Source organism: Brachybacterium sp. FME24, from assembly GCF_014897705.1.
Lineage (GTDB): Bacteria > Actinomycetota > Actinomycetes > Actinomycetales > Dermabacteraceae > Brachybacterium.
Genome location: NZ_JABUXV010000001.1, coordinates 417,054 through 436,443, shown reverse-complemented (window position 1 = coordinate 436,443; position 19,390 = coordinate 417,054). Strand labels below are relative to the sequence as shown.

Annotated in this window: 20 protein-coding genes; 15 read left to right on the top strand and 5 right to left on the bottom strand. The window is 68.7% G+C overall.

Features of this window, described 5'->3' with window-relative positions:
• Nucleotides 1-556: 556 nt before the first annotated feature.
• On the top strand, nt 557-1,756 hold the full coding sequence (locus INT51_RS02065; RefSeq protein ID WP_193103517.1) for an MFS transporter: 1,200 nt from the start codon (nt 557-559) through the stop codon (nt 1,754-1,756).
• Nucleotides 1,757-1,933: 177 nt separating this feature from the next.
• On the opposite strand, the gene INT51_RS02060 is transcribed toward INT51_RS02065, so the two are convergent.
• Nucleotides 1,934-3,382, bottom strand: a complete 1,449-nt coding sequence (locus tag INT51_RS02060; RefSeq protein WP_193103516.1) for an MFS transporter — start codon at nt 3,380-3,382, stop codon at nt 1,934-1,936.
• An 84-nt stretch (nt 3,383-3,466) separates the two neighbouring features.
• On the bottom strand, nt 3,467-4,075 hold the full coding sequence (locus tag INT51_RS02055; protein ID WP_193103515.1) for an NADPH-dependent FMN reductase: 609 nt from the start codon (nt 4,073-4,075) through the stop codon (nt 3,467-3,469).
• 87 nt (nt 4,076-4,162) lie between these two features.
• Here INT51_RS02055 and INT51_RS02050 point away from each other — a divergent pair, with 87 nt between their 5' ends.
• Both INT51_RS02050 and INT51_RS02045 read left to right on the top strand, forming a co-directional pair.
• Complete coding sequence (locus tag INT51_RS02050; protein WP_304502046.1) at nt 4,163-4,831, top strand: TetR/AcrR family transcriptional regulator; 669 nt, start codon at nt 4,163-4,165, stop codon at nt 4,829-4,831.
• A 358-nt stretch (nt 4,832-5,189) separates the two neighbouring features.
• Entirely contained in the window at nt 5,190-5,855 is a 666-nt protein-coding gene (locus INT51_RS02045) for a phosphotransferase (RefSeq protein WP_193103513.1), read from the top strand.
• Between the two features lie 197 nt (nt 5,856-6,052).
• Here INT51_RS02045 and INT51_RS02040 read toward each other — a convergent pair whose 3' ends face one another.
• Complete coding sequence (locus tag INT51_RS02040; RefSeq protein WP_193103512.1) at nt 6,053-6,808, bottom strand: SDR family NAD(P)-dependent oxidoreductase; 756 nt, start codon at nt 6,806-6,808, stop codon at nt 6,053-6,055.
• A 170-nt stretch (nt 6,809-6,978) separates the two neighbouring features.
• Here INT51_RS02040 and INT51_RS02035 point away from each other — a divergent pair, with 170 nt between their 5' ends.
• Entirely contained in the window at nt 6,979-7,806 is an 828-nt protein-coding gene (locus tag INT51_RS02035; RefSeq protein WP_193103511.1) for a helix-turn-helix transcriptional regulator, read from the top strand.
• 305 nt (nt 7,807-8,111) lie between these two features.
• Here INT51_RS02035 and INT51_RS02030 read toward each other — a convergent pair whose 3' ends face one another.
• Nucleotides 8,112-9,029: an SDR family NAD(P)-dependent oxidoreductase gene (locus INT51_RS02030; protein WP_193103510.1), complete on the bottom strand. Its 918-nt coding sequence runs from the start codon at nt 9,027-9,029 to the stop codon at nt 8,112-8,114.
• A gap of 48 nt (nt 9,030-9,077) precedes the next feature.
• Here INT51_RS02030 and INT51_RS02025 point away from each other — a divergent pair, with 48 nt between their 5' ends.
• The 9 genes from INT51_RS02025 to INT51_RS01985 all read left to right on the top strand — a co-directional run bounded on the left by INT51_RS02025 (nt 9,078) and on the right by INT51_RS01985 (nt 16,836).
• A complete protein-coding gene (locus INT51_RS02025; RefSeq protein ID WP_193103509.1) occupies nt 9,078-9,581 on the top strand; it encodes a GbsR/MarR family transcriptional regulator in 504 nt (167 codons plus the stop codon).
• Complete coding sequence (locus INT51_RS02020; RefSeq protein ID WP_193103508.1) at nt 9,581-11,236, top strand: CocE/NonD family hydrolase; 1,656 nt, start codon at nt 9,581-9,583, stop codon at nt 11,234-11,236. Before INT51_RS02025 ends, INT51_RS02020 begins: the two co-directional genes overlap by 1 nt.
• Before the next feature lie 99 nt (nt 11,237-11,335).
• Nucleotides 11,336-11,812 (top strand): MarR family winged helix-turn-helix transcriptional regulator, encoded by a 477-nt coding sequence (locus tag INT51_RS02015; protein WP_193103507.1) that lies wholly within the window; start codon nt 11,336-11,338, stop codon nt 11,810-11,812.
• A gap of 84 nt (nt 11,813-11,896) precedes the next feature.
• A complete protein-coding gene (locus tag INT51_RS02010; protein ID WP_226831817.1) occupies nt 11,897-12,403 on the top strand; it encodes a carboxymuconolactone decarboxylase family protein in 507 nt (168 codons plus the stop codon).
• Between the two features lie 27 nt (nt 12,404-12,430).
• Nucleotides 12,431-13,471 carry a pirin family protein gene (locus tag INT51_RS02005; RefSeq protein ID WP_193103506.1) on the top strand — a complete coding sequence of 347 codons (1,041 nt, stop codon included), beginning with the start codon at nt 12,431-12,433 and terminating at the stop codon, nt 13,469-13,471.
• Entirely contained in the window at nt 13,468-13,830 is a 363-nt protein-coding gene (locus tag INT51_RS02000; RefSeq protein ID WP_193103505.1) for a GNAT family N-acetyltransferase, read from the top strand. Before INT51_RS02005 ends, INT51_RS02000 begins: the two co-directional genes overlap by 4 nt.
• Before the next feature lie 48 nt (nt 13,831-13,878).
• Nucleotides 13,879-15,114 carry a glutaminase gene (locus INT51_RS01995; protein WP_193103504.1) on the top strand — a complete coding sequence of 412 codons (1,236 nt, stop codon included), beginning with the start codon at nt 13,879-13,881 and terminating at the stop codon, nt 15,112-15,114.
• Nucleotides 15,115-15,163: 49 nt separating this feature from the next.
• Nucleotides 15,164-15,541, top strand: a complete 378-nt coding sequence (locus INT51_RS01990) for a VOC family protein (protein WP_193103503.1) — start codon at nt 15,164-15,166, stop codon at nt 15,539-15,541.
• A gap of 119 nt (nt 15,542-15,660) precedes the next feature.
• A complete protein-coding gene (locus tag INT51_RS01985) occupies nt 15,661-16,836 on the top strand; it encodes a Mur ligase family protein (RefSeq protein WP_193103502.1) in 1,176 nt (391 codons plus the stop codon).
• A gap of 53 nt (nt 16,837-16,889) precedes the next feature.
• On the opposite strand, the gene INT51_RS01980 is transcribed toward INT51_RS01985, so the two are convergent.
• Nucleotides 16,890-17,123 carry a hypothetical protein gene (locus INT51_RS01980; RefSeq protein ID WP_193103501.1) on the bottom strand — a complete coding sequence of 78 codons (234 nt, stop codon included), beginning with the start codon at nt 17,121-17,123 and terminating at the stop codon, nt 16,890-16,892.
• A gap of 259 nt (nt 17,124-17,382) precedes the next feature.
• Between INT51_RS01980 and INT51_RS22615 the strand changes: the two genes are divergently transcribed.
• Nucleotides 17,383-18,681 (top strand): sensor histidine kinase, encoded by a 1,299-nt coding sequence (locus INT51_RS22615; protein ID WP_193103500.1) that lies wholly within the window; start codon nt 17,383-17,385, stop codon nt 18,679-18,681.
• Nucleotides 18,678-19,349, top strand: coding sequence for a response regulator transcription factor (locus tag INT51_RS01970; protein ID WP_193103546.1), 672 nt, complete (start codon nt 18,678-18,680; stop codon nt 19,347-19,349). Before INT51_RS22615 ends, INT51_RS01970 begins: the two co-directional genes overlap by 4 nt.
• Nucleotides 19,350-19,390: the final 41 nt, after the last annotated feature.

Genomic DNA, 19,390 nt, shown 5'->3' with positions numbered 1-19,390 from the left:
CCGCAGGCCAGCACGACCCGCCATCTCAGGCGTCAACAACAGGAGGGTAAGCCCACCCCTGAGCGAGGGGTTGCGGCGCGTTGCGGGGGATGCGGGCATGAAGGCCTCCTGGATAACCATGAGGCCGCCCAATGCAGGCGCTCCTGCGTGCTCTGGCACCACCGTATCCAGACACGCGCACGCGCAGAGTCAAGGGCTCCGCGTATTGCTCTTGGCCCGCGCCCACCGATTACGTGAGAACTTCCCCTACTCCTGCAAGACGGCGGCTGCGACGCCCGGGTGCTGTGGGCTCGGTCCTCGCTCCGCTGCGGTCCTCCGCCGCGCCACGCCCGAGATGCAGGGTCTCGTGAACGGAGCCGGTTCTCACCGTCGACGGTCGGACGCAGCATCGAGAACAGCCACTGCAGCAGCGCCACTGGGCTCGATGTGGAGCTCAACTGCTGACAACGGCGAGGCTCCGGCATACGCTGGAGTCGATCGCGAGCGCCGGCCGGCGCCTCGTCAGTCAAGGGAGTACGGCTCCCGGGTGGGTGGGCATCCTCTCTGGAGGCATGCCGTGCTCGGAGCCTATTCACCTGTCCTGCTGACCCGTCGAGCTCGACCTCGGCTGGTCGCCGTCTTCCTCAGCGCAGTACCGCTGGGCATGCTGTCCCTCACGATCGTGCTCTGCGTCCAGCAATGGACAGGCGCGCTGAGCGCAGCGGGGTCGATCAGCGCCTTGTTCGGCCTGGGAAACGCGATCGGACTGAGCGTTCAAGGTCCCCTGATGGACCGTTTCGGCTCCCGACCCATCGTGGTCGCGGCGGGCGGAATCTGCACGGCGTCATTGCTCGGATTCGGAGTGACCGGCGCCCTCGACGGCCCAGTGTGGATCGTGGCCGTCATGGCGGGGACAGCCGGCGTCTCGGTACCGGCCATCACGACAGCAGTACGAGCGTGGCTCAGCTTCGCCCTGAGCGACGAAGCCCTCAGAGGCACGTCCTACGCACTCCTGTCGGCATTGTTCCAGGGCGCCGTCACGATCGGCCCCGTCCTGGTCTCGTTCTCGCTGATCGTCCACGGACCCGTGGTCGCCGTGGGCATCGCGGCTCTGATGATCCTCTCTGCGACGATCGTCTTCGCACTCGTCAGCGACGGCCGGGAATCGCAGAACGTCCTTCGGCCAGAGAGCCGCTACGGCACACGTTTGGCCTCCTCACCGGGGCTGACGACGATCTTCGTCGCCGCCGGGCTGGATGGTCTTGCTGTGGGGATCACCGCGGTTGCCATCCCTGGCGTCATGACTGGCGCGGGTGTCGCGGTTCTCGCCGGTTTCGCCTTTGCTGCTCTGGCGCTGGGTGAGGTGCTCGGTGCCCTGGTGTTCGGTTCGCGCCCCTGGCCCGGGCGCCGCGGTGAGCAGTTGCCCGTGGTCCAGGCAGCGGTCACGGTAGCCGCTGTACTCGTCTACTTAGCGTCAGAGCAGCCGTGGCTGCTCGTGCATGTCATGTTCGGCGCGGGATTGACCGGAGCTCCAGGGTCGATCCTGAAGTCCACGCTGCTCGACGACGTCGCCGACCTAGCCACCATTGCGCGCAGCTACTCATTCCTCGTGGCTGTCGGGCTCGTATCGGGGGCAGCTGGCAACGGCCTGGCCGGACAGTTGGTCGCCTACACCGGCGTGAGAGGAGCGCTCGTGATCCCGCCGTTCGCTCTCGGATTGGCCACCATCTGGGTCGCATTGCGGAGCAAGACTCTCGTGCGCAAGGTGCTGCCGTAGTAGTCGTCTGGGCCACTACTGGCCCGACCGCCCATCGCAGGCGCTCTTGCGTGCGTGGCATCACGGTAGCGGCACGGGCAAGCCCAAGAGAGCCGGGCTGTACTCGCTCTTGTGCTCCTCGCGCTGCCGCCACGGCGCCTCAAGAGGTCGCGACGCATGAGCTCATGATGTCCCTCGCTACGTGGAGGCGGTGTGTTCATGGTGGTCGACGGTTCGCACCAGTGATCCGGCGACGACGCCTGCGACCGCGCACAAACCCGCGAGCCCGATCAGCGTGGTGCGCCAGGCGCCGGTGAGGTGTCGGGCGAGGATCTCGGCGTCGGTCGTGGGGATGTTGCCGGTAGCCACGCGTCCGGCCAGTTCCGGGGAGCCGAGCGTCGTGGTGAGCAGCGCGATGAGGGCGGCACCGAAGAGGGCGAGGACGAGGGCGTTGGCACCTCCGCGGACGGTGTTGAGCATCCCGGCGGCCATACCCGCGTGGTCGGTGTCGATCTGATTCATGGCCTCGGCGTCGATGATGCCCGCGGCGAGGCCCACGCCTGCGCCGACGGTCAGCAGCGGCCCGGCCAGCGTTGCGATATCGACGTCGGGGTGGAGCACGCTGAGCCACACGTTGCCCCCGGAGAGCAACAGCAGCGCGCCGGTGATGAGGGCGGCGGGGCTGGCGCCGCGGTTGACGAGTCTCGCGGCGAGGGGTGGCAGGAGCGCCATGGGCACGGTCGGCAGCAGCATGATCAGCCCGGTGGTGCTCGGGCGGTTGCCTACGGGGGACTGCAGGTAGCTGGGCAGGAATGCCAGCACGCCGCCGTAGCCGAAGGCCATGGTGGTCGCGGCCAGCATCCAACCCATGAACCTGCGATTCCGCAGGAGCGCTAGGTCCAGCACCGGGTTCGGAGCGTGTCGTTCGATCGGAATCAGCACGATGAGTCCGACGATCCCGACGGCAAGCGCAACGATCACGAGCGGGTCCGCCCACCCGCGTGCCGGTGCTTGGGAGACGGCGAGCATGAGGCCGGCCAGGCCTACGGCCAGCACGGCGGCACCGGTGACGTCGATGCGCGAACGGGCCGCAGCCCGGGTCTCGCGGAGGATCAACGTGCCGACCATCAGCACGAGCCCGGCGAGCGCGAAGACGCCGAACCCCATCCGCCACCCCAGGGAGTCCACGACCCACCCTGACGCCGATGGGCCTAGTGCCAGACCGAAACCTGCGGTGGCGCCCATGGCCGCGAACGCGCGGGTCCGCGCGACCCCGGTGAAGGTCGCGGCCAGGATCGCCCCGCCGGAGGCCATCACGCCGGCTGCGCCCAGACCGGTGAGCACCCGGGCGGCCAGGAGCAGGCCGATGCTCGGTGCGACGGCGGCGGCGAGGCTCCCGATGGCGTAGACGAGCGCGCCGAGGCGGTAGATGCGGCGACGTCCGAGGGCGTCGGCCAGCGAACCGGCGACGAGCATGAGTGCCGAAGCGGTCAGGAAGTAGCCGGTCACAACCCACTGGGCGGCGGCGCCTCCGGTGTCCAGGTCCGCGCCGATACGCGGGATTGCCACGCTGGCACCGGACATGGACATCGGCAACGCCAGGAACCCGGCCAGGATGACCAGCAGGGTGCCGAGGGCAGGTGGCATCGGTTCGCTCGACGTTCCGACGTCGCCGAGGTGAGGATCGTCTGTTGTCGGGTGCATGGGGGCAGCCGTCCGCCTGCGGTGGCTTCAGGTATCGGCCGTCTGGGCACGCACTGGCGCAAGTGCACGGCTCCAGAGGGCAACTTCTTCCAGCAGATTCGCCAGGTCCCCGGCGTGGCGTTCGGCCGGGGCGAAGCGGCCGGTCACGGTCGGTTCGGTGATGTCGATGCCGTGGTAGTCGAAGTCGGTGAAGGTGTTGAGTGCAACCTGAGCGGAGACATCGGCGAGCTTGAGTTCGGCTGCGATCTGGCGGAGCTGCTCAACGGCGCGCACGCCGCCGTTGACGCCGTAACTGACGAATCCGGCCGCCTTGTGGTTCCACTCGCTGTACAGGAAGTCGATGGCGTTCTTCAGCGGACCTGGCACCCCGTGGTTGTACTCGGGGGTGACGAACACGTAGCCGTCGTAGGAGGCGATCGCCTCTGACCAGCGCTTGGTGTGCTCGTGGGCGTAGATGCCCCAGGCGCCCGACGCAGGTTCGTCGAGCACGGGCAGATCGAAGTCGGCCAGGTCGACCAGCTCGACCTCCACGCCCTCGGGGGCGATCTGCCGGGCGGTCTCCAGCGCCCAGTCGGCCACGGCTTTGCCGCGTCGGTACGTGCGGGTGCTGCCAGTGATGATGGCGATGCGAGTCATGTTGCCCTCCGATGTAGACGTAAAGTACAACGTGCACTTTACATGGTAGAGTCGTCGGCACAAGCCCGGTTGAGAGATGGAGTCGTCGTGAGTCACGAAGCAGCCGCCCCCGAGCAGTCCCCGAGCCGCCTGCGGCCGGAGAAGCAGGCGGCGATCATGGCCGGTGGGCGCGAGGTCTTCGCCCGCGACGGTTACGCACGGGCGAGCATCGACGCCATCGCCACCGCCTCAGGAGTCTCGACGCGGACGATCTACAAACACTTCGCCGACAAGTCGGCGCTGTTCGCCGCTGTCATCGTCAACTCCGCGGCACAGGTCGCCGAGGCCGAGACCGCCCTGGTCGAACGGCATCTGTCGGCCGTGATGACGGCGGAAGGGATCGAGCCGGCGTTGCGGGCATTCGCGACCGATTGGCTCAACGATGCCGGCGAAAGACTGGTCGGCATGCCGAACTCGGCAGTGCACCGGGCACTGGTCGCTCAGGTTCAGGCCGAGGCGGCGCACCTCGGGTCCGACGTCATCGCCACGTGGTGGCAAGCCGGTCCCGGTCTCGTCCTCGACGAGCTGGCCGGCATCTTCGCGGGCTGGGCCGAGCGCGGATTCCTGAACATCGCCGATGCCGACCGTGCAGTCGTCCATTTCTCACGGCTCGTCTCAGCCACACCAGGCGCACCAGCCTCCACGATCACCCCCCAGGAGCGCGCAGGCTGGGTCGCCGACGGTGTGGCTCTGTTCGTTCGCGGGTACAGACCGTGAGCGCAGCCGTATCGATGCCAGGACAGTCAGGAGTCAGGCATTGCATCGCGAGGCAGAGAAGGGCGCCCTTCAGGTCGCCGGTGTCGTCCACTGGACGCGCGCATTCTTGCGGAGGACGCGCACCTGGATGACCGCGCATCGCGCAAAAACGTCTTGCTGCTCAGCCATCACTGAACGTACGTTGTCGCCGAACCGTCGAGAGACGCCCCCACCCCAGCCGAATGGAACTTCTGTGGCAGACGAATACGTCTCCGTGACGTCGAAGAGCGTGTCGCGTGAGCGGCGAGAATGGTCGCCGACGATCCATCGACTGCTCGCTCATCTCGCGGACTCAGGGCTCGAGGACCTACCGGTTCCAGTGCACGCCCGATCACCCGACGTGGACGAGGTCAGCTTCGTGGAGGGGACCACAGCGGTCGATGTGGTCCTGAACCACGACCAGGTCGAGTCGCTCGGCCGCCTGCTGCGCTCCCTCCACGACGCCAGCGCGAGCTTCGACGCGCTGGGCGCCGATGCATGGCAACCGTTCGAGTTCCGGGCCACCACCTCCACAGGCACGTTCGGTGGGGGAGGCTTCCTCTCGGAGATCGTGGTCGGCCACGGCGACACAGGACCATGGAACGTCCTCACCACCTCGGAACGATCCGTGTCCCTGATCGACTGGGAATTCGCGGGGCCGATCGTGCGGCTCGACGAGATCGCGGCCAGCTGCTGGTTGAACATCCGTTTCCACGATCCCGACGTCGATGCGGTCGCTCCGCTCACGGGCCTCCGAGAGAAGGTCGCGCTGTTGGAAGCTCTCCTCAGCGGTTACGGGTTGCCTCGCGATCTGTGGCCGGCCGTCGTGCACGCCATGAGCGACTACGCGATCCGCGACACGGCGTACGAGGCCACGCGCCTCGACATCACGGCGAGCCAGGTGACGGCCGATGAGTCGGCCGAGTGGCGGCTTGCCTGGCGCTCGCGCAGCGCCGCCTGGATCGTCCGGCACCGTGCCGAGATCGTGCACCTGTTGGAGGTCTGACGGCGAGCCCTTCACGAGGGGGCCTGCATCCGGGTGGAGAGAAGTGCTGGCAGCAACGCGAAAGATCCTGTATGCGCAGGCATGCCAGGGCGCGAGATCGCTCGGCGCATCCTCCCCGGCGACTTCCAGGCGTCGTCCATGGGTTTCTCGATGCACGAGGTCGTGACCTGCACTCCCTCGCGCTCTCGGCGGCCTCATCACCAGGGAAGATCCATGCCTTCCCAGAGGGTGAAGGTCCCGGAAGGTGCGTCGGGCCCGAGGCGGGCGACGCGCACCACCTCGCGAGACGCGTCCTCGACCGATTCTGTTCCCTCGAAGTTGACGAGGGCAGTGTTCGCGAATCCTGGCGAGACGAGGTTGACCTTGATGCTGCTGTGCTCCAGCTCGATCATCATCCCCAGTGTGACGGCGTTGAGCGCCGTCTTCGATGCGGCGTAGACAGGTTCGAACGCGGAGTGATTCGCGAAATCCGGGTCTGCGATGGTCGTCAGCGAGCCGAGTGCGCTGGTCACATTGACGATGCGCGCGTCCGCTGATCTGCGAAGCAGCGGAAGCGTGGCCTGGTACATCGCCAGCGCGCCGAAGACGTTCACCTCCCACACAGCCCGCACCTCGTCGAGGGGAGCGGTGCTCGCTTTCGACATCGCGAGGAGTTCGGCCAGGTCATGGATGTCAGTACGAGTGGAGGAGATGGCGGCGTTGTTGACGAGCAGGTCGAGTCGGCCGGCCTCGTCGCGGATCCGTTCGGTGGCCGAGGCGATCGACGCGGTCGTGGTCACGTCGAGCTGGAGCGCGATGGCGCCCTCGCCGATCTCTGTGGCCGCCTTCTCGCCGCGAGCGAGGTCGCGGGACCCGACGAACACGGTCACGCCGTCGGCGACCAGTTCCTTCGCGACCTGCTTGCCCATGCCTTGGTTGGCTCCGGTGATGAGAGCGATGCGATTCGTGGGCACGGTGCCCCTCCCTTGCCTGTTGTGGTGCGAGGTGGACGAGCGCTCATGCGAGACGGTGACGCGCTCTCCGGCAACTGTGCGGGGACCTCCCGCCGGCGGGGAAGGCCACCTCGACCCTGGGAGTGGCAGGACCAGCCAACGCCACGTCACAGGAACTACTCTGGACGGCAATGGCGAACGAGACCGACGGGAGCCGCGAGAACAGGCTCGGCGATTACCTACGCGCTCGGCGCGAGCTGGTATCCCCGACGACTGTCGGTTTGCCCGAAGCCAGACGCCGTCGGGTGCAAGGGCTGCGACGCGAAGAGGTGGCCATGCTCGCCGGTATCAGTTCCGACTACTACCTGCGCCTGGAGCAGGGGCGAAACCGGAATCCTTCGGCTCAGGTGCTCGAAGCCCTTGCTCGGGTGCTGCAGCTCGACCGGTCTGCCATCGAGTACGTCCTCGAGCTGGGCGCCGTGAAGCCGCGTGCGCGCCGCACACCTCGGCGCCGCGAGAGAGTCGCCCCCCGGATCTTGGACCTCGTCCGCTCGATCAACCAGCCGGCGTTCGTCACCGGTCGATACATGGACGTGCTGGCGAGCAATCCGCTGGCAGTGGCCCTGTCTCCGCAGTTCAGCCTCGGCGAGAACCTGCTGCGCGCCGTGTTCCTCGAAGCCGACGGGCGAATACGCTTCGAACGGCCTGACATGGTCGCGATGTTCCGCAAACGCGTCGGATTCGATCTCGGGGATCCGCGGGTCGTGGAACTGGTCGGAGAGCTGTCGGTGGCAAGCGATGAGTTCCGCCGGGCCTGGGCCCGGCACGATGTGCAACCGGCCCGGGGCGGGACTGTTCGTGTGGATCACCCACAGGTCGGTCCGATGGAATTGAACCTCTCCAAGCTCGGCGTCGACGAGGCCGGCGACCAACTGCTCGTCGTCTTCCATCCCGCGGATGCGCATCCGGAGAGCACGGACCGGCTCACCCTGCTCACGTCGATGGCCGCACAGCGGTGACCCGCCAGGTGGGCGTCCACTCGGCGAACGACCGAGTCGCCCAGAGCCATGAGTTCAACGGCCGAGAATGCGTCGTGACCGGATGATCGCGTCACAGCCCTGACCCGCGCGCCGTTGCCTCAGCCCCGCGGTCTGCGTGATCGGCGCGGGCGTGGTCCGGGTCCTCGAGGCACGCGGCGACCACTTCGATCGATGTCGGAACCGACGCAGGGAGCTCGTCCAGGCCGGTGAGGACGTCGGCGCCGGCACCGTGGCGACCCGTCGCAACCGGCTTCCGGACAGAATGACGGGTCGACAGGGTGGGGTCACCAGGCCCAGGGCAGATCTCCGGAGGCGTCCTGCGACACGGCCCACAGCCGGTCGAGTGCGTCGGCGTCGTAGGCGAACGCCGGCGCCGTGACCGGACGCAGATTCTCCTCCACGTAGATCCCGCGCAGGGCGGCTCTGCCTCGCGCGGAGGGATCGGCGTGCGCCTGCCAGGTCTCGGGGCGAAGGGCCAGGCGCGCGTAGGTGTCACCCAGGCGATCTGTGGATGCGGAGAGCCGTCTTTTGACCCGGTACGGGGCACGCAGCCACCCGGGCATTGCCGCGACCCGATCGGCATCGAGCTGCACGGCGGGCACGCGGATGCAGGCCACATCCAGCGCGCCCGCGGTGCGCAGGGCGAGTGAGTGGGAGACCATGATCTGGGCCAGCTTCGCGTGGTAGTACGCCCTGGTCGGGCTGTACCACGCGGGATCGTCGAGCTGGTCGAAACGGATCCTGATGCGGGGCATCGTGAGGAGGCCCTTGCTCGCGACATTGATCAGCCGGGGCCGGGCCGCGGCGCAGAGCAGCGGGCTGAGCCGGGCAGTGAGGTGGAAGGGGCCCAGGTGATTGGTCGCCCAGAACAGCTCGTGGCCGGCCGCGGTGCAGGTGGGGCGGCGCAGGGTCTGCTCGAAGATGGCGGCGTTGTTGATCAGCACGTCGAGGTGCCCGAACTCCTGGGAGATGCGACCGGCTGCCGCGTCGATCGACCCCGGGTCCGACAGGTCGGCGACGACCAGGGTGGCGGGATGCCGGGCGTGCGCATTGATCGTCTCCAGGGCAGCACGGCCCCGGGCTGGATTCCTGCACAGCGCGAGAACTCTGTGGCCGGCGGATGCGAGCTGCTCGGCTGCTCGCAGGCCGATCCCGGAGTTGGCGCCGGTGATGGCGATGGTCAGGGGGCGAGAACGCGTCATGTCAAGATTCTAGTTGTTCGGAACGATCCGAACAACTAGGGTGACCGCATGGCGACCATCGACGAGTTCATCGAGAACGCAGGGCTGTACTACGAGCGACTGGGTCTGAGCCGCACCGCCGGCAGGATCATCGGATGCTTGCTGGCGGACACGGACCAAGCCGCTGACGCCCCGGGTCTTCGCGAGCGGCTGGGGGTGGCCAAGAGCAGCCTGAGCGTGGCCCTGCGGCAGCTCGAGCAGAGCGGGCTCGTGGAGCGCTACCGGCCCACGCGTGGCCGACGGGACCACTATCGGCTGGCCGATGACGTCTTCGGGCGCGCCTTCCGCGCGAAGATGACCGAGTTCGATGCCTTCACCGAACTGGCGGAGCAGGGCCTCAGCGTGGTGGGCCAGGATCCCGTGGCGCGGGCACGTCTGGAGCTGATGCGGGACATGTACGCCTTCATGGCGCGAGAGTTCCCCAAGCTTCTCGACGAGTGGGAGCAGCAGAGGTCTCCCGACGCCGCCAGGGCCGTCGACACCACAGCGGATGGTTCTGGGAAGCCTGCCTGATGAGCCGAGCAACTCGGCAGCTGGCAGTGATCATGGGACTCCCGCCGATCACGACCCCGGACGTCGCCGTCGACCAGGGCCTGCGCGTTCCGATGCATGACGGGGTGGACCTGATTGCCGACCGCTACTGGCCGCGAGGGGACCCCGCGGCGCTGCTCGTCCTCATCCGAACCCCGTACGGGCGAGGTCGGGCCGTCCAGGGATGGGGCACGATCGCCCGGGCGATCGCCGAGCGGGGATACCAGGTGCTGGTGCAGAGCACTCGCGGAACGTTCGACTCGGGGGGAGACCTCGAGCCAGGTGTCAGCGAGGCGGACGACGGACTGGCCACCGTCGAATGGCTGCGGCGCCAGTCCTGGTTCCCCGGCGCCTTCGCCACCTACGGTCAGAGCTACGTGGGGTATGTGCAATGGGCGCTGGCCCGCTCCCGCATCCCGGAGTGGAGAGCGGCCGTCATCGGCGTCGCTCCCTCGGACTGGGCGGCCGGCTGGACCCACCCCCACGGGGTCTTCTCCCTCGGCAACGCCCTGTACTGGATCTATGCGATCGTTCCGACGACGAAGGAGCGCGCGTCGGCCGCGGAAACGCTGCGTGCTCTGCTTCGCCCGGGACCTCTGAGGAGGGCCGAGGCCCACCTGCCGATGGCCGAGTCCGACCGGATCGCCCTGGGTGCACAGGTGGACTACTACCAGCGGTGGGTGGCCAGCGACGGGCAGGACGACTACGCCGAGGAGGTCGACTTCGGGGGCGGCGCGCAGAACCTCCCCGCCACGCATCTCTCCACGGGCTGGTACGACTTCTTCATCAGCACCACCCTGTCCGACTATGGGGCACTCCGGCGGGCCGGCAGGCCGGTCCGCCTGCTGATCGGCCCGGGCGGCCACTCCTCGGGGCACAACAAACCGGCGTCCCGGGAGCAGTTCCACTGGTTGGCGGTCCATGGCCGAGGGTCCCGCGCCGCACTCCCCGAATCGCCGGTGAGGGCGTACGTCCTGGGCGCCGGCCACTGGGTCGACCTGGCTGACTGGCCACCACCGGAGGCCCTGCCCACCCGCTGGCACCTTCGTCCCGGCGGTCACCTCACCACCGCCCGCGACGACTCTGCGGTCCCCGGGCGCTCCCGCTACCTCTACGACCCGACGGATCCGACCCCCAGCGTGGGCGGCGCCTTCCCGGATCTTCCCTGGCGGTCCGGACGAAAGGACAACCGTGCGCTCGAGGGCCGCTCCGACGTCCTCACCTTCACCACCGAGACGCTGGGCCGCGACCTGACCATCATGGGCTGGGTCGAAGCGGATCTCTTCATCCGTTCCAGCCTGGAGCACACCGACTTCTTCGCACGGCTGTGCGACGTCGCTCCCCACGGTCGCTCCACCAACATCTGTGATGGGCTCCTGCGCCTGTACCCCGGTGCTCCTGAACCCGGCACCGACGGGGTTCGTCGGCTCCGGATCAGCCTGGCGGGCACTGCTTACCGCTTCGCCCGCGGCCACCGGGTCAGGCTGCAGGTATCCAGCGGTGCACACCCGCGATTCACCAGGAACCTCGGTACCGGGGAGCCGAATGGCACCGCGACCGTCACGCGAAAGGCAGATCAGGAGATCCTGCATGACCGTGACCACCCTTCGGCGATCGTGCTGCCGCACGTCACCTGAGGCCCGGTCGCGGTCTCGTGGAGCATCAGCCCGGCCGTGTGGTTGACGTATGAATCATCGCCCCCATATGGTTCATGCATCAACCATCAAGGAGGAGAGTTGCCGAGCGGTGCGAATCGACAGGTCCCGACGCAGGAGGAGCTCGCGATCTGGCGCGCGCACATCGAGACCTTCGAGATCGTGCGTTCCCGGATCGAGGCCCGGCTGCAGCAGGACTCGCAGCTCTCGAGCGGGGACTACCGGATCCTCCTGGCGCTGAGCGAGGCGGAGGGCAGGACCTTGAGGTCCTCGGAGCTCGCCACGCACCTCGAATGGGAGCGCAGTCGTGTCTCCGGCCAGCTCGGTCGGATGGAGAAGCGCGGTCTGGTGCGACGCGAGCCCTGCCCGGAGGATGCCCGCGGCCAGAACGTCGTCCTCACCGACCCGGGAGCGCGTGCCTTCCGCGCCAGCACCCTCCCGCACCTGCGGGCCATCAAGGACGTCTTCGTGGACGCCCTGACCCCCGAACAGCTCGCCTCGCTGGGCGAGGCCGCCACGGCGACGCGAAGCCATCTGGGACTCGAACACCGCAGCTGACCACTCGTTCCCCGTCCGATCCTCCGCCCCACCGGCCTCGATCCCGTCCGCCCAGCGTTCGCCCCGCTCGAGAGGAGACATCGCATGACCGAGTCGAAGAGCATCGCCCCCAGGCCCCGGGCCGCCGACACGGGGAGCTCCCTGCCATTCCTCGACAAGACGTCACCGGAGGCGATGCGCGGACTCGGTTCCGCCGCCGAGGCCGTGGCCGACGCGACCAGCGATCTGGGGATCCCCCGATCCGTGGTGGAGGTGATGCATCTCAGGATCTCCCAGCTCAACGGGTGCGCCTACTGCCTGCACGTCCACCATCGTCGAGCGGTCAGAGCGGGCAACTCCGAGGGGAAGCTCGCCCAGCTCCCGGCCTGGAGGGATTCGACGGCGTTCGATGCCGTCGAGCGCGCCGCCCTCACCATCGGGGAGACCATCACCGAGCTCCCGGATCCGGCCGTCCGCGACCGGGATCTCCTGCTCTCGCGCGACGTGCTCGGCGACGACGCCTTCGCCGCCCTGGAATGGGCGGCGATCCTCATGAACGCCTTCAACCGGATCTCCATCGTCTCCCACCACCCGGTGCCCGCCCCCTCCTGAGGGCGGCTTCGACCGAACGGAGCAGCAATGCCGACCACAGACACAGAATCATCTGATCGAGGCGGCGACGCCGAGCCCTCCGACAACGGGCTCGAGATACTGACGCCCCGGGACGTCCCGCTGGGCGGTGTTCGGGACATGACCGTGCGCAGGACCCTGCCCCAGCGCCGACGATCGCTCATCGGGCCCTGGTGCTTCCTCGACCACTTCGGCCCCGACGACGTCGCCGCCACCGGCGGCATGGTGATGCCGCGCCACCCCCACACCGGCCTGGCGACCGTGACCCTGCTCTTCTCCGGGAACGTCGAGCACCTCGACTCGACCGGGTTCGGGAACACCATCAAGCCCGGCGAGGTGAATCTGATGATCGCCGGGCACGGGGTCTCGCACTCGGAGTTCTCCACGGCGGAGACGACGACCCTGCACGGCGTCCAGCTCTGGTACGCCCTGCCGGATGCGCTGCGCGACGGTCCTGCACAGGCGCAGCATCACGCGGCCCAGCCGGTGGAGGTGCCCGGGGGCAGCGTCCTGACCTACCTCGGCGACATGGCGGGCGCCTCCTCCCCGGTGGACACCAGGACGCCGGCCTGCGCCGCCGAGGTGCTGGTGGAGGCAGCTGCCTTCGTCGATCTCGAACTGGACCCGCAGTACGAGCACGGGATCCTTCTGGACTCCGGCCGCGTCGGGGTCTCGGTGCGCGGGTCCTCCGGCGCCGACGGCGACCTCGACGCGGAGCTGCCGCCGGGGGCGCTGCTCCACCTGCCGCCAGGATGCAGGAGCGTGCGGCTGCAGGCCGGGCACGGGAGTCCGGCCCGGGTCATCGTCATCGGCGGTCCGCCCTTCGAGGAGGAGATCGTCATGTGGTGGAACTTCGTCGGCCGCAACCATGCCGAGATCGTCCAGTACCGCAGCGAGTGGCAGCGCGAGATCGGCGTCGAGCCCGCTCCGGAGCCCGCGCCGCCGCGCTTCGGTCCGTATCCCGCGGGCTCAGGCGCCGCCCTTCCCGCACCCACGCTTCCCCTCACCGAGATCCACCCCCGCACACAACCGAGAGGACCGCTCCGATGACCGATCAGCGCCCCCAGAACGTCTCCGTCCGCAACGCTCCCGAAGAGGGCAGTTTCGACGTCTTCGTCGAGGAGGAGCACGCCGGATCCTCCCTGTACGCCGAGATCAGCGAGGGCCCCACGCGTCAGCGGGTCTTCTTCCACACCGAGGTCCGCGAGGAGTTCGGGGGCCGCGGACTCGCCGCCACGCTCACGAGCTCCGCCCTGGAGGAGTCAGTGCGGTCCGGATTCCGGATCGTGGCCATGTGCCCTTACGTGAAGAAGTGGCTCTCCACCCACCACGACTTCGACGACGCACTGGACCCCGTGCGCCCCGTGCACATTCAGGCCGTGCGCCAGGCCTCCCAGGCTCGGCCCTGACGAGCCCGCACACCTCGACATCCCACCCTGCACGGAAAGGACCGGCCCATGAGATCTCCCATCCCGGATTATCTGGACGAAGTGCTCGACAGCCTGCGCGCGGACACCAGCGGTGCCAACGCCGATTACATCCCCGAGCTCGCCGACGCGGATCCGGAGCGCCTGGGGATAGCTCTGACCACGACGCTGGGGCGCACGTACGTGGCCGGTGACGCGGAGGCGGAGTTCTCCATCCAGTCGATCTCGAAGCCGTTCGCGTATGCGGCGGCGATCATCGATCGCGGCCTCGACACCGTACTGGGGGCAGTCGGGGTGGAGCCTTCCGGTGAGGCCTTCAACGAGCTCTCCCTGGAGGAGGGATCCTGCCGGCCCAAGAACCCGATGATCAACGCGGGGGCCATCACCTCGCACTCGCTGCTGGTCGGCCCGGAGGCCGGTCAGGACGATCGTGTCGATCGGGTCCTCAGCTTCTTCTCCCGCCTCGCAGGCCGGGACCTGAGGGTCGATGAGCGGGTGTGTGCCTCGGAGCTGGGGTCCGCACATCGCAACCTGGCGATCGCCTACATGCTGCGCACCTACGGCATCCTCGAGGGGGACGTGCCCTCCGTGGTCGAGGGCTACACCCGGCAGTGCTCGATCCTGGTCACCGTCCGGGACCTGTCGGTGATGGCGGCGACGCTCGCGACCGGGGGCATCCAGCCGATCACCGGTGAACGGGTGATGGAACCGTCGGTCGCTCAGCAGGTCATGGCGGTGATGGCTGCAGCGGGGATGTACGACGCGGCGGGGGATTGGTTGGTCCGGGTGGGTATCCCGGCCAAGAGCGGCGTCGCCGGGGGCATGGTCGGGGTGCTGCCTGATCGGGTGGGCATCGGGACGTTCTCCCCGCGTCTGGATTCCCATGGCAACAGTCATCGAGGTCGTCTCGCGTTCGAGCGGCTCTCGCGGGACATGGGGATGCATCTGTTCTCCTCCGATCAGGGCCGGCTCGATGCGGTCGCGGCGAGCGAGGCGGAGGGCACGATCACCTTCGCACTGCAGGGGAACGTCCAGCTCACCGCAGCATCCGAGCTCCTGGACCTGATGGCGGACTCGGACAGCGCAGCTGACGTGGTCCTCGACGTCACCCGGGTGCATTCCTTCTCGGATCTCGGCCGCCGCATGACTCTCGAAGGGCTGCGCCGTCTACGGCTGGACGGGCGCGCCGTCGCTCTGCGGGACCCCTTCGGCGTGCTGCCGGACCCGGATCTGGGAGACGGCACGTACCCGGATGGCGCCCCATGATCGCGATCGACGACCACGGACTCACCCGGGCGAGGTCTACTGTGCAGGAATGACACCTTCCAGCATGACTCTCGGGGCATACAACGTCGAGGCCGAGAACCCGCAGTCGCTCGCGAAGTTCTGGTCCGAGCTGACGGGCGGGACCCCTCATCCCGGGGGCGAGAGCGTGTACATCGCTCCCTCGGGAGAGCGGGGCTTCGCCCTGTTCATCCAGCCCTTCAACGGGCCGCGGCCGGATCGGCAGTCGAGCCATCTGGATCTGACGGTCCCGTGGGGCCAGCGGGAATCGGACGTCGCTCGGGCGGTCTCGCTGGGTGCGGTCATCCAGTGGCACGTCCTGGACGAGTACCCGCACGTCCAGTGGACGACGCTCGCCGACCCGGGAGGCAATCTCTTCTGCCTCGCGGAGCATCCCCCGCAGGACTGACCGGGACCCCGGCGAGCTCCGACGCAGCGACGCCGAGATCGTCCGTTTCCGGAAGCGGTGCATGTGATGAGATGGGCAGACGTGCAGCCAGTGGATGGCCGCCCACCGTGGGGAGTCGAATGATCCAGCCCGTCAGCCCGCCCGTCGGCCGTCCGCTCGTCTCGGCCGTGACGGGGACGAACGGCAAGACCAGCGTCGCGACGGCCACGGTGCAGCTCATGAAAGCGATCGGCTGGACCGCCGCGGGCTATGACTCGACCGGCATCACGGACGTCGATGGCGTCCTGCACACGGCCCGCCCGCGACGGTCGCCGGACTATCTGCCCGACATGATCGGGTACCAGGCTCTGGCCGGAGCGCAGGCCATATCCCTGGAAGCCTTCGTCGGCATCCTGGCCGATGGCCTGTTCGAGCACGTACAGGTCGACACCGCGGTGTGCACGGGCCTCGGGCGTGACCACCTGGACGTCCACGGCAGCATCGAAGCCTACTGGGGAGCCAAACTGTCCCTGTTCGAGCAGCATCTGCGACCCGACGGCGTGGCCGTACTGGCCACGGACTGCGCCCGGGGCGACCTCGTGGAGGCCGCCGTCGCCCGGCGGGGAGCACGACTCGTCACTGTCGGCGACGGCGGGGACCTCTCCCTCGACGATCCGCAGGAATCCGATGGACAGCTCTCGGGGCAGCTCGTGATCGGATCCGACTCGTTCGACGTCACGCTGCCGACCGTGCACTCCATCGCGGTGACGAACCTGCTGCTCGCCGCGGCCGCCGTCATCGGCGCAGGCGGAGCCCCGGCCTCTGTCGCTCGGGCCCTCTCCCAGGTCACCCCGCCCCCGGGCCGCCTCGAGGTCATCGCCGAACGTGACGGCATCACGGCCATGGTGGACACGGCGCACAACCCCGGAGCGCTCCAGACCGCACTTCGCGCCCTCCGCTCGCGTACGAGGGGCAAACTGCTGGTGGTGTTCGGGGCAGGGGGAGAGAGGGACCGCCCGAAGCGGAAGGAGATGGGCGCCGTCGCTGCGAGTCTCGCGGACGTCGTCGTCCTGACCGATGACAATCCTCGCCGGGAACCTCCGCAGCGCATCCGGGACGAGGTGCGCGCCGGATGCCCGGACTGCCTCGAGATCCCGCGACGCAAGGACGCCATCATCGCCGCCCTCGCCATGGCCCGGCCGGGAGACATCGTTCTCGTGGCGGGAAAAGGCGATGAGACGGAGCAGCTGATGGGGACCCGTCGTGTGCCCCACGATGACCGCGCCGTCATCCGGGAGACGATGGCCTCAGCCTGACCTCCGGTGCGCGGCGCCTGCACCCCGCAGACGCCGCGCTACCGAGGAGGAACTCAGACGAGGCCCGAGTCCGGGTTGTACCCGCCGTCGGGGTCGTACCCACCGTCGGGACCGGAGCCGCCGTCGGGGTCGTACCCGCCGTCCGGGTCGTATCCGCTGTCGGGGTCGTATCCGCTGTCGGGGTCGTACCCACCGTCGGGGTCGTATCCGCTGTCGGGGTCGTATCCGCTGTCCGGGTCGTACCCACCGTCAGGCTCGTACCCCGGGTCCGCGTCGAAGTCAGTCATGTTGCCTCCATTCAGTCGTGTGGATGGTGCACCACCGATTCAACGTGGAAACCAGGTGGCGAAGCAAGGGGTACAGGCAGGTCTCGTTGCCCGTCGCGGTGGGCGTGGGGCCGAAGCGCGCGATGCGAACTCACGAGAACAGCGGGATCGGTGCCGTTCCCGGGCAAGATCGTTCCCGGCAGAGGCACTCCCTGGTAGGGGGAGCAGTCAATACCTAAGGGCGATGTGGAGATGACTGTCCGATGTCTAGCGTCGACGCGTGGCCCACAACAACGACGACACCCTTGAGCGCGGCGAGGACCTGCGAGGAGCCAGACCCCACTCAGGGAGCCCGGCTCGCACGACGGCCGGCATGCGAGTCCAGCGCGCCTCGGATCCCCGCACGGCGTCACTCATCGCCCTGGTGATCGTGACCATCGCGCTCTTCTCCGTGCTGGTGCCGATCCACGCCTCCCTGTACGGCGCACCGGTCCCGGTCGCCATCCCCGTGGGGGCCGGCCTCTGCGTCGCGCCGCTGGTGGCGCTCACGCGACCGCGCGTCGCGATCGTCGTCTTCTGCCTCGCAGCCTTCGCGCTCCCGCTGCTGGCGACGACGGATTCAGTCTCCGCCGGGCCGTGGCCGTGGCCATGGTCGGTGCCCGCGATGATCGCGTTCACGGTGTTCGTGCTGGTGATCACCACGGTGCACGGCTGGCGGCTGGGGCTGGTGGGCTGGGCGGTGAGCATGCTCGGCTCGCTGGTGACCCCGATGCTCATCCGCGTCGTGCCTGCAGGGGCGGCAGGGCCGGATCTCATCGTGACGGCGTCGATCACCGGTGCCGCTCTGCTCGTCGCCATGCTGCTCGCCGGGCGGATCCGCGTGGGGGAGGAGCTCACCCGGGAGCGCGAGCTCACCGCTTCGGAGCAGGCGCGCCGCGTCCTGGTCGAGGAGCGCACCCGCATCGCCCGGGAGCTCCACGACGTCGTCGCGCACAGCACGTCCCTGATCCAGGTGCAGGCCTCCACAGCGCGGTTCCGGATCCCTGAGCTGCCTCCGGTCGCGCTGGCCGAATTCGACGACATCGCGGCGACGGCACGGGGGTCGCTGACCGAGATGCGCCGCCTGCTCGGTGTGCTGCGCACCGACGACCACTCTCCCCAGCTCGCACCGCAGCAGGGCATTGCCGAGATCCCGGACCTGGTCGAGGGCATCCGTCGGGCCGGCGTCGAGGTGGAGTTCTCCTTCACGCAGCCGCCCGTCGACCTGCCGCCCAGCCTGGAGATCGCAGCGTTCCGACTCACGCAGGAGGCCCTCAGCAACGCCGTGCGCCATGCCCCCGGTACCGAGATCATGCTGATCGTGGGCATCGCGGACAGGTCCGTGACGATCCAGGTGCACAACGATGTTCCTGGCGAGGCGCCCGCGCCCGCATCCTCAGGAGGCGGGCACGGGCTCCAGGGCATGCAGGAGCGTGTCGCTCTGCAGGGAGGCAGCCTGGTCGTCGGCCCGGATCCCGCAGGCGGGTGGACCGTCACCGCGGTGCTGCCGTGGGGTGGAGCCGCGGGATGGCAGCAGTGACCATCTCGGTGCTGATCGCTGATGACGCGGCGATGGTCCGCGCCGGCTTCGCCGCACTGCTGGACGCGCATGAGGGCATTCGTGTGGTGGGGGAGGCCGCCGGCGGCAGGGAGACCCTCGCCCTCGCGTCCCGCCTGGTACCGGACGTGATCCTCATGGATGTGCGGATGCCGGAGATGGACGGGATCGAGGCGACGAGGCGACTTCTGGGGCCGGACAATCCCGTCGGCGAGCTGCCGAAGGTCCTCATGCTGACCACCTTCGACATCGATGACTACGTCTACGACGCGCTGCAGGCGGGAGCCAGCGGCTTCCTGCTCAAAGACGCCTCTCCCGAGGAGCTCGTCCATGCGGTGCGGGTGGTGGCAGCCGGCGACGCGCTCCTGTCTCCGGGCATCACCCGCAGGATGATCGCGCAGTTCGCGGCGAACCGGCCGCGACCGCCCCGCGCCGCCGCCGTCCTGGCCGCACTGACCGCGCGGGAGCGCGAGGTGCTCCTGCTGCTGGGGCAGGGGCTCTCGAACAGCGAGATCGCCGCATCGCTCTTCCTCTCCGAGCACACGGTCAAGACGCACATCGGCAGGGTCCTGACGAAGAGCGGAGCCCGGGACCGCGTGCAGGCCGTGATCTTCGCGTACGACGCCGGTCTGGTCGAGCCCGCCTCCTGATCTCACTCCGCGGTAGGGGCCGACGACGGCACCTCAGCGCG

Bases quoted from the DNA above. Each gene is read 5' to 3' on its own strand.
- INT51_RS02020 (WP_193103508.1), top strand. From the start codon at position 9,581: ATGAGCCGAGCAACTCGGCAGCTGGCAGTGATCATGGGACTCCCGCCG.
- INT51_RS01980 (WP_193103501.1), bottom strand. From the start codon at position 17,123: ATGACTGACTTCGACGCGGACCCGGGGTACGAGCCTGACGGTGGGTAC.
- INT51_RS02030 (WP_193103510.1), bottom strand. From the start codon at position 9,029: ATGACGCGTTCTCGCCCCCTGACCATCGCCATCACCGGCGCCAACTCC.
- INT51_RS02060 (WP_193103516.1), bottom strand. From the start codon at position 3,382: ATGCCACCTGCCCTCGGCACCCTGCTGGTCATCCTGGCCGGGTTCCTG.
- INT51_RS02000 (WP_193103505.1), top strand. From the start codon at position 13,468: ATGACCGATCAGCGCCCCCAGAACGTCTCCGTCCGCAACGCTCCCGAA.
- INT51_RS01995 (WP_193103504.1), top strand. From the start codon at position 13,879: ATGAGATCTCCCATCCCGGATTATCTGGACGAAGTGCTCGACAGCCTG.
- INT51_RS01985 (WP_193103502.1), top strand. From the start codon at position 15,661: ATGATCCAGCCCGTCAGCCCGCCCGTCGGCCGTCCGCTCGTCTCGGCC.
- INT51_RS02035 (WP_193103511.1), top strand. From the start codon at position 6,979: ATGGCGAACGAGACCGACGGGAGCCGCGAGAACAGGCTCGGCGATTAC.
- INT51_RS02055 (WP_193103515.1), bottom strand. From the start codon at position 4,075: ATGACTCGCATCGCCATCATCACTGGCAGCACCCGCACGTACCGACGC.
- INT51_RS02005 (WP_193103506.1), top strand. From the start codon at position 12,431: ATGCCGACCACAGACACAGAATCATCTGATCGAGGCGGCGACGCCGAG.
- INT51_RS02025 (WP_193103509.1), top strand. From the start codon at position 9,078: ATGGCGACCATCGACGAGTTCATCGAGAACGCAGGGCTGTACTACGAG.
- INT51_RS02010 (WP_226831817.1), top strand. From the start codon at position 11,897: ATGACCGAGTCGAAGAGCATCGCCCCCAGGCCCCGGGCCGCCGACACG.
- INT51_RS01990 (WP_193103503.1), top strand. From the start codon at position 15,164: ATGACACCTTCCAGCATGACTCTCGGGGCATACAACGTCGAGGCCGAG.